Consider the following 8,229-nt stretch of genomic DNA (forward strand, 5'->3'; position numbering starts at 1 on the left):
TTCATTCAGAGCGATCGATGAATGCCCAGCTTAAGATCACGCCCGATTCCAAACCTTCAAGACATTGACCTCCGGCTATTGCGAGTGTTTGTGAGCGTTGCACGAAATCGCGGATTTTCGGCGGCACAGACCGAATTGAATATCGGGCAATCCACGATCAGCGGGTACATCACCAAGCTCGAAGACCGCCTCGGGGTTAAGCTCTGTCTGCGCGGCCGGTCCGGGTTCCGCCTCACCGACGCGGGTGAAAAGCTCTATGATGCGGCGATCGAACTGTTTGAAGATCTCGACAGGTTCCGCCTGAAGGTCGGAGAGGTGCGCGACGATCTGACTGGCAACTTCTATGCCGGGACGGTGGACAGCGTTGTGCAGGTCAAGGACAGCGTCATTCCGAAACTGCTTGGCGCTTTTGCCGAGAAAGCCCCGAACCTTCACCTAGACTTGCGGCTGGCCTCCCCGCAAGCGCTGGTGCGGGAGTTGACCGCCAAACGCTTCAGCGTGATCATTCTGCCTGTTTTCAGACCTTTGGCTGGTCTGAAGGTGCTGGAGCTGGAAGCCAGGAACCCTCAGATCCTGTTCTGCGCGCGCAACCACCCTCTCTACGGTAAGTCACCAGCCGAGGAGGAGCTGCGCGCCGCCCCCTTTGCCGACAGGGCGCATATGGAAGGGTGGGCACCCTATTCCTCGCGGGCGTTGAACGTGGCGGCGACAACCGTGGATGTCGAATGCCAGCTGCTGTTGATCCTGTCGGGCAAGTTCATCGGCTACCTGCCTGCACGCCATGTCAGTAGCTATGTGGCCTCAGGCGACCTGTGGCCGCTGTCCCACCCGGAAATGGACTATGATTCACGCATGTGCCTCGCGGTGCGAGCTGATGATGAAAGCTCGGCAACGCAGATATTCACCAGCCTTGCCTCGGGTTTGACGGGGAACGTGCTGCAAAGCGAGAGCTAGAAATACGCCTTTCGGTGGGTGACCTGCCGGGCGTGATCGATGAGCGATACGAAATCAAAGACCGGAACGTCGATTGCCTGCTGCAGCCGGGCCGCATAAGGGGTAAAGACCGCGCATTCCAGCAGCAGCGCGCCGACATCCTCCGGGCCGTTGCACAGTGCGCGCACGGCCTGCTCCAATCGGTGCCCGAAAGCTTCCGTATCCAGGTCCTGATGCTGCATGCTGCGGAATTCAGGCGTGGTCTCGATACTTGACACAACCAACCCGGCATCATCTGGCAGGCCCGCCAGGCGCAGCACATCCGGCGTCAGCCTGTCCGCAAAGGCCGTCAGGATCGCGATGTTCTGCCGCGGTCGGATCGACCTGGCAATCAGCGGCAATTGCAGCAGGCTGGAGAGGAAAACCGGCACGTTGACGGCCTCCCGGACTGCATCCTGATAATGCAGCATGAAGCCGCAATTGCTGGAAATCGCCTTCACCCCCATGCGCTCCAGCTCAACCGCGGCGGCAACGATTTCCTGTTCGATGGATTTGTCGCCGCGGGTCACCCGCCCGGCATCGGCCGTCTCCACCACCTTCATAAGCACCGGGTATTCGTAGGTGCCCGCATGGGCGGTGTCGCCAGGTACATGCGTTTCGACGAGGTTCAGCAGCAGCAGGCCGATCTCATAGCCATAGCCCTGCGCCTGGGGAAGCAATCGATAGACAGTCATTTCTCACCTGTAGCGTTGACAGGGACAGGCTGGCATCCGCGCCGCCGCGCTGAAACCGCAAAGCCGCGAAGTGAACATCGCTGCCCGGCTATTGTTCGACAGGTGTCTCTCTCTACCGTCCGGCGGGCCCCCTACAGGCGGGGCATATCTGGCCTTTGGAGAATGTCATGCGGATTGAAGAAGATAAGCTGAAATCACTCTACACGGGCTTTGCCCGCAAACTGGGGGCGGACGGCCGCGAGGCAGCGACCTTTGCCACCTGCCTTCTGCGTGCGGACATCCGCGGGCACACGACGCAAGGGATGGGGCTGCTGCCCTATCTGGTTGAACTGTTCGACGCAGGGGCAATGGCCTTTGGCCGGGCGCCGGAAATCATCCGGGACAATCCCGCCTCGGCGCTTGTCGATGGCAAACGGGGCATGGGGCAGATCAGCGGCACATTCGCGATGGATTTGGCCATTGAAAAGGCCTGCGCCTGCGGCATCGGATTTGTCAGTCTGCGCGGCGGCGCGGACTACGGCATGGCCTCCAACTACGCGATCCAGGCGATGGAACAGGGACTGATCGGCATGTCGATGAGCACCGGGCCGGTACTGGTCGCGCCATGGGGTGGCCGCGATGCCTGGTTCTGCACCAACCCGATCTCGCTCGCGGTGCCTGCCGGCAGCCGGGATCCCATCGTGATCGACATGGCCACCAGCGCCAATTCGATGGGTCGGACCGTGCTGGCGGCCCGCGATGGTCACAAACTGTCTGGGAGGCAACTGGTTGATACGCAAGGGAATTACACCGACGACCCGACGCAGGTCATTCTGAACCCGATGGACCGGGAGTCGCCCATGGCCGGGGCGCTGCTCCCGGACGGGCCCAAGGGATTCGGCATGGTGCTGATCGTCGAACTGCTCGCCTCGCTCCTGAGCGGCGAACGCAGCTGGCAGGATGAGCATCCTTCGGACGGGGTGAACCGGCAGGCGTTCTATGGCCAGACCTTCATCGCCATCGATATCGCCAAGTTCCAGGATCCGGCGGAGTTCGCAGGCTCGGCGGAGCGGATGGTTGAAACCCTCAATTCTTCGCGTGCGGCCAATGGGTTCGACCGCGTGCGCCTGCATGGCGGCAAGGCGGCGGAGGCAATGCGTGACAACCTAGCCCATGGCATTTTTGTGCGGGATGAAGAATGGCAGCTGGCGGCATCCGCTGCCCGCAAGCTCGGCGTCGAACTACCCGCAGTGTAGCAAGCAGCCTTGGGCACGGCCGTCAGGCCGTGCCGCTCCGGCGGCCGCTCAGGTGACCAGCACCGAACATTTCGCGAGGCTGGTGACCTTGTGCGAGACGCTGCCGAGCAGGTAGTTTTCCGAATCCCCGGACCCGCGCCCGCCCAGAACGATGAGGTCGGCGCCGTTCTGTTCTGCAAAGCCAAGGATCGTCCGCGCAGGCGGGCCGCGTTTCACCACCGCGCGGACATTGTTTGCACCGCTTTGCAAAGCTGCCGACTTTGCCTTGTCACAGATGCTCACCGCATGGGTCCGCAGCACATCCTCCACCGTGTCCGGATCATCCACGTCGACCATGGACAGAGACGCGTCGAGCAGGCTGTGATGACGGAACACGGTCAGTATCAGCAGCTGGGCCTGCGTCAGCCTTGCGAGCTTTGCCGCATCGTCCAGGGCTTTGCCGGACCCATCGGAGCCGTCCACCGGGCATAGGATTTTCTGGTACATGGTGCTACTCCTGCTGCTTGCCTACCGGAACGCCACATCGCGGAGGAACAATGCGATCTGCGGAAAGAAGATCAGCGCCGCCGCCACGCTCAGGAGGATGAAAGTGAACGGGAATATTCCGCGGATGACGTCTGCGTAGGGCCGTTTGAAGATCGCAATCGCCGTGAAGATATCGCAGCCGAACGGCGGTGTGGCGGAGCCGATTGCCACCTGCAGGGTGATGATTGTCCCGACCAGGACCGGATCCAGCGCGTTGGCTTCAACGACCGGCGCAAAAATCGGCACAAGGATCAGGATCACCACGATCGGATCAACGAACATGCAGCCCACAAAGAACGACAGCGAGATCACCGCCAGCACCATCTTCGGACTCATCCCGTCGATGCCGATCGACCCGAGAATTGTCTGCGGCACCTGGGCGAAGGAGATGACCCAGGAAAAGGCGGCGCCCGCGGCGATGAGGACAAACACCACCGATGTGATCAATCCGGTGGATTTTGCGATCTTGTAGAGATCCGCCAGCCTGAGCGTCTTGAAGATGACGAATTCCAGAACGATGGCGTAAAGCACGCAGGCCCCGGCCGCTTCGGTCGGGCTGAACACCCCGCCATAGATGCCGCCGACAATGATGACGGGGAAGCCCATCGGCCAGAAGGCTGCCCGCAACGCGGCCAGGCGCGCGCGCCAGCTGCTTTTAGGCTCTTTCGGCACGTTGTTCCTGCTGGCATGGATGACGCAATAGACCGAAAACAGCACCATGATCAGAAGGCCAGGCCCGATGCCGGCAATGAAGAGCTCGGCAATCGAGGTGCCCGAGATCACGCCGTAGATGATCATGCCAATGCTGGGTGGGATCAGGAAGGCGATATCGCTGGCATTGATGATCAGCGCCAGGGTGAAGGAATCCTTGTAGCCAGATTGCAGCATACGCGGCCGCAGCGGCGAGCCAACGGCGACAACGGTGGCTTGCGTCGACCCCGACACCGCGCCGAACAGGGTGCAGGCAACGGCGGTGGATACGGCAAGGCCGCCGCGGATATGGCCGATGAAGGTCATCACCAGGTCGATCAGCCGCGACGCCGATTGCCCGCGTGTCATGATCTCCGCCGCGAGAATGAAGATCGGCACCGCCACCAGCGAGGCGGGGCGGATCCCGGCAAGCATCTGCTGCACCATGAAATCCATTTTTCCGAAGCCCCCGAAGGTCTCGTAGAACCCGTAGCCCGAGCCCAGCAGCAAAGGGACCATCATCGGAAAACCTGCCAGCAGCAGGACGATCATTATGGAGGTAATCTTGAGTGCCATCGGCGGGTCCTACAGCTCGATTTCGTCCTGGTCGTACCCCTCGCGCACATGGGTCGACAGATAGGTTCCGGTGCCGGACAGGTTCTTCAGCGCGGTCAGCGCGTATTGCGTTCCGGCGATGAAAAACCCCAGCGGCACCAGGAGATAGGACCAGTAGACAGGTATGCCCAAGGCAGGCAGCACCCGGCCCTTGGGGGCGACGTTAAAAAACACGTAGTCGATGGAAAACCAGAACAGCACATACATCACCGCCGCGGTGACCAGCGCGATCACGATCATCATCTTCTTGCGCAGCGCGGAGGGCAGCGCATCAAAGACCGCCGACATGCGGATGTGGCGGCCATGGCGCGCCGCATAGCCGATCCCGGAAAAGGTGACGAGGATGATCAGGATCCTGTTCAACTCCTCGGAGAAGAAGAGGCTCTGCTGAAAGAAGTAACGGCCTACCACATTAGACACGGTGTTCACCGCCATCAGCATGACCGCCGCGGCCAGCAGAAAGGCTTCGATCCGGCTGACCCATGTGTCGACTGCCCCCGGTATGCCCGGCAGGGCCGAGCTGTATTTCGAAGATTTGGATGTGTCCTGCGCCATCGGACGTCTCCCCTGCACCTGGCGGGGCTGACCACAGACCGGCGGTCAGCCCCTGTTCCGGAACGTCGGTCTGCGTTATTGCATCGCGGCGGAGATATCCGCCTTCATCTGTTCCAGGATCGCAGCACCGCGGTCGCCGGTCATCTCGACGAACTTTGCTTCCACCGCCTTGGCAGCCGTGCGGAACGGCGCCCGTTCCTCTTCGCTCAGCACGACAACCTGCATGTCCGGCTTGGCCTCAAGGATCTTCTTCAGGGACTCCTCTTCCAGGCCTTTCTGGTACGCGACGATATACTCGAAGGCTGCCGAAACGGCATTGCGCACAACTTCCTTGTCCGCCTCGCTGAGCTCGTCAAAGAACTCTTTGTTGGCCATGAAGGCGGTGGTGAAGTTGCTGTGGCCAGTAAAGGTGATCACGTCGGTCACCTCGTACAGCTTGGTAGACCAGACAAAGGATGTCGGGTTTTCCTGCCCCTGCACGATATTGGTCTGCAGCCCGCCGTAGACCTCGCCCCAAGGCAGCGGTGTCGGCACCGCGCCGAACGCTTTGTAGGCCTCCACCAGCAGCGGGTTGGTCATCACGCGAAACTTGACCTCGTTGAGGTCGGCCGGACTGTGAACTTCGCTCTTGGTGGTCATTACAACTTCGCCGGTCGGGAACATTTGCAACAGTTCCAGACCCTGTTCTGCATAGATCCCCTTGAAGGTTTCGTTGATCGCCACGCTGTCGCGGAAAAAATTGGCCAGATGCTCCGGACTGTTGGGCAGCAGATATGGAACAAAGAAAACCTGGGCCTCGGGGATCAGGGCGCCAGTGAAGCCGGGGGATTGAATGATGAATTCCAGAATGCCCGCCTGGCCCTGTTCCATCACATCGTCGGACTCGCCCAGCGTGCCATAGGGAAACAGTTGAAGTGTGTGATCCGAATTCTGTTCGATTTCCGCCTTGAGGCGCTGCGCAAATTTGCCCTGGACCTCGTCAATCGCCTCCTCAAAGGCAAATTTCCATGTATCCGCACGCGCGCCGGAGGCGGCCAGGCCGATGGTTGCCGCTACCGCGGCTGCAATGGCGCTTGCCGCCAGTTTCCGGGGTTCTGCTTTCCACCACTTCATGTGTTCACTCCCTATCCTGCAGTGATCGGCGCGGGCGGTCGGACCCGCACCATTCGAGCTGTGTTGTCCCGTCTGCCCGGCAGGCGCATGTGCGCCGCCTCGCCGGTCAAAGGGGTCGGCCAAAAGTCCTGTTCCAGAGCGACAAGTTAAATTCCGCGCGTGCGATGTTCACTTCGCCCAAAGGCGACACATCCGGCCGCCGCGGCTGCCAAACACCCGTTGCAGCCCCAACCCAGCAAGTACACTTTGCCGATCACAGATGTTTCGGAACGGTCTCATTGCCTAGTCTGATCCGGAAATGAGCAGTCCAGGGCGCTGCCGTCTCCTGGCCCTGTCGCTGCGGTGGCAGGGCCACGTATTTGCAACGCGGAGGGGCAGGCCTGGATCTGGAGGAAGCCAAGGGACATAGGAACATGACAGATAAACCCGATCTCGCAGCACTGTTTGGAGCAACCTCCGCAGAGACATTCCTCGGCCTGAAGGCTTGCAGCGATCTGACCCGGATCGACGCCTCCTCCGTTTTCATCGGCGCACCCTGCGCGACGCCCTACGGCTCGGTCGGCGCCTACTGCCGCAACGGGCCGGACTCGCTGCGCCGCGCCATTGCCTCCCTGACCGCAAACATTGAACGCCACAATTTCGATCTGGGCGGCCCCACCTTCCCGCCCGGCACCAAACCGGCGGTGGACTGCGGGGATCTGCCCTGGAGCGAGACCGATTTCGCCGCCAACCGCGCCGCAATCCGTGAGGCGATCTCGGCGGTTGCCGGCCGCGGTGTGGTCCCGGTCCTGGTCGGCGGCGACGATTCCGTACCCGTCCCCATGCTGGAGGCGCTCGCAGAGACGGGCAAGACCTACACCGTTCTGCAGATCGATGCCCATATCGACTGGCGGCATGAGCATATGGGGGAAACCCAGGGGCTGTCGTCAACCATGCGCCGTGCCTCCGAAATGGATCACATCTGCAAAATCATCCAGGTCGGAGCGCGCAGCATCGGCTCGGCCCATACGGATGACTACAAGGATGCGCTGACTTGGGGGGTGAAATTCTTTACTGGCCCTGATGTACACCGCAATGGGATCGAACCTGCACTGGCAGAAATTGAATCCGGTGCAAATGTGATTGTCTGTCTCGACATCGACGCTATGGATCCCAGCATTGCGCCCAATACAATCGGGCGGGCGCCGGGCGGCCTGAGTTATTATCAGGTGCTGGATCTTATCCGGGGGGCGTCAGAGCGCGGATCCATCGCGGCAATCGATTTTACCGAGATCATGCCAGAAGTGGATGTGGATGGCATTGGCGGTATCACGGTATCGCGGCTCGTCGCTGCAACGATGGGGATTATCGCGCGCCAGCAGATGGCATAATCTTTCCATTTGGCTATTGTCACTTTCTTCGAGCGGACCGGAGTCCGCTTCGGATAGTCGGTATGGCCTGATAAGGGCCAATGACTTTTCTGAAGCACCGAGGTTAAGGCGATCTGGGCTGTGTTTAGCAATCATGCGGTACAGCCCAGATCGCCTCTGCAACAAATTGCTGAATTTTCCTGCCCATAGGGCACTAGCCAGTTTGAAATGCTGCAGCCGAGTGCGAAGGGCCGCTTTGGTGACCGCTGCAATGCGGCGAATGGATGGTAACGAGTGTCCCTTATGGGCCGGTCGCGCCGATCCGCAATGCCCAGCCGCCTTTGCCTCGCAAAGGCAGAAAACTGCGCACAGCGGACGTACGAGAAAACTAGACTACGCTTGCAACGGATGGCGGTTGGCGACGCAGTCGTAAGTTATCGGGCTTGAATGAAACAGTGTCCAAATCCTGCTCCCGCAACC

8 protein-coding genes are annotated in these 8,229 nt (G+C 60.7%); 3 read left to right on the forward strand and 5 right to left on the reverse strand.

Annotation, left to right across the window (positions count from 1 at the left end; genetic code table 11):
* The first annotated feature begins 21 nt into the window (after positions 1–21).
* Positions 22–954, forward strand: coding sequence for a LysR family transcriptional regulator (locus RA21_RS08705; RefSeq protein WP_082008910.1), 933 nt, complete (start codon positions 22–24; stop codon positions 952–954).
* Here RA21_RS08705 and RA21_RS08710 read toward each other — a convergent pair.
* Positions 951–1,667 (reverse strand): hypothetical protein, encoded by a 717-nt coding sequence (locus tag RA21_RS08710; RefSeq protein ID WP_152610522.1) that lies wholly within the window; start codon positions 1,665–1,667, stop codon positions 951–953. The genes RA21_RS08705 and RA21_RS08710 overlap by 4 nt on opposite strands.
* A gap of 167 nt (positions 1,668–1,834) precedes the next feature.
* Here RA21_RS08710 and RA21_RS08715 point away from each other — a divergent pair, with 167 nt between their 5' ends.
* Complete coding sequence (locus RA21_RS08715; protein ID WP_019298508.1) at positions 1,835–2,902, forward strand: Ldh family oxidoreductase; 1,068 nt, start codon at positions 1,835–1,837, stop codon at positions 2,900–2,902.
* Positions 2,903–2,950: 48 nt separating this feature from the next.
* On the opposite strand, the gene RA21_RS08720 is transcribed toward RA21_RS08715, so the two are convergent.
* The 4 genes from RA21_RS08720 to dctP all read right to left on the reverse strand — a co-directional run bounded on the left by RA21_RS08720 (position 2,951) and on the right by dctP (position 6,400).
* On the reverse strand, positions 2,951–3,388 hold the full coding sequence (locus RA21_RS08720; RefSeq protein WP_019298509.1) for a universal stress protein: 438 nt from the start codon (positions 3,386–3,388) through the stop codon (positions 2,951–2,953).
* A 21-nt stretch (positions 3,389–3,409) separates the two neighbouring features.
* Positions 3,410–4,693 carry a TRAP transporter large permease gene (locus RA21_RS08725; RefSeq protein ID WP_029205078.1) on the reverse strand — a complete coding sequence of 428 codons (1,284 nt, stop codon included), beginning with the start codon at positions 4,691–4,693 and terminating at the stop codon, positions 3,410–3,412.
* 9 nt (positions 4,694–4,702) lie between these two features.
* Complete coding sequence (locus RA21_RS08730) at positions 4,703–5,287, reverse strand: TRAP transporter small permease (protein WP_019298511.1); 585 nt, start codon at positions 5,285–5,287, stop codon at positions 4,703–4,705.
* 75 nt (positions 5,288–5,362) lie between these two features.
* Positions 5,363–6,400 carry a TRAP transporter substrate-binding protein DctP gene (dctP, locus tag RA21_RS08735; protein ID WP_019298512.1) on the reverse strand — a complete coding sequence of 346 codons (1,038 nt, stop codon included), beginning with the start codon at positions 6,398–6,400 and terminating at the stop codon, positions 5,363–5,365.
* Between the two features lie 413 nt (positions 6,401–6,813).
* On the opposite strand from dctP, the gene RA21_RS08740 reads away from it, so the two are divergent.
* Positions 6,814–7,770, forward strand: coding sequence for an arginase family protein (locus tag RA21_RS08740; protein ID WP_019298513.1), 957 nt, complete (start codon positions 6,814–6,816; stop codon positions 7,768–7,770).
* Positions 7,771–8,229 lie beyond the last annotated feature (459 nt).

The organism is Leisingera sp. ANG-DT (assembly GCF_000813785.1).
Lineage (GTDB): Bacteria > Pseudomonadota > Alphaproteobacteria > Rhodobacterales > Rhodobacteraceae > Leisingera.

Excerpts from the sequence above, each read along its gene's own strand:
- RA21_RS08705 (WP_082008910.1), top strand. The coding sequence starts at position 22 with ATGCCCAGCTTAAGATCACGCCCGATTCCAAACCTTCAAGACATTGAC.
- RA21_RS08710 (WP_152610522.1), bottom strand. The coding sequence starts at position 1,667 with ATGACTGTCTATCGATTGCTTCCCCAGGCGCAGGGCTATGGCTATGAG.
- RA21_RS08715 (WP_019298508.1), top strand. The coding sequence starts at position 1,835 with ATGCGGATTGAAGAAGATAAGCTGAAATCACTCTACACGGGCTTTGCC.
- RA21_RS08720 (WP_019298509.1), bottom strand. The coding sequence starts at position 3,388 with ATGTACCAGAAAATCCTATGCCCGGTGGACGGCTCCGATGGGTCCGGC.
- RA21_RS08725 (WP_029205078.1), bottom strand. The coding sequence starts at position 4,693 with ATGGCACTCAAGATTACCTCCATAATGATCGTCCTGCTGCTGGCAGGT.
- RA21_RS08730 (WP_019298511.1), bottom strand. The coding sequence starts at position 5,287 with ATGGCGCAGGACACATCCAAATCTTCGAAATACAGCTCGGCCCTGCCG.
- dctP (WP_019298512.1), bottom strand. The coding sequence starts at position 6,400 with ATGAAGTGGTGGAAAGCAGAACCCCGGAAACTGGCGGCAAGCGCCATT.
- RA21_RS08740 (WP_019298513.1), top strand. The coding sequence starts at position 6,814 with ATGACAGATAAACCCGATCTCGCAGCACTGTTTGGAGCAACCTCCGCA.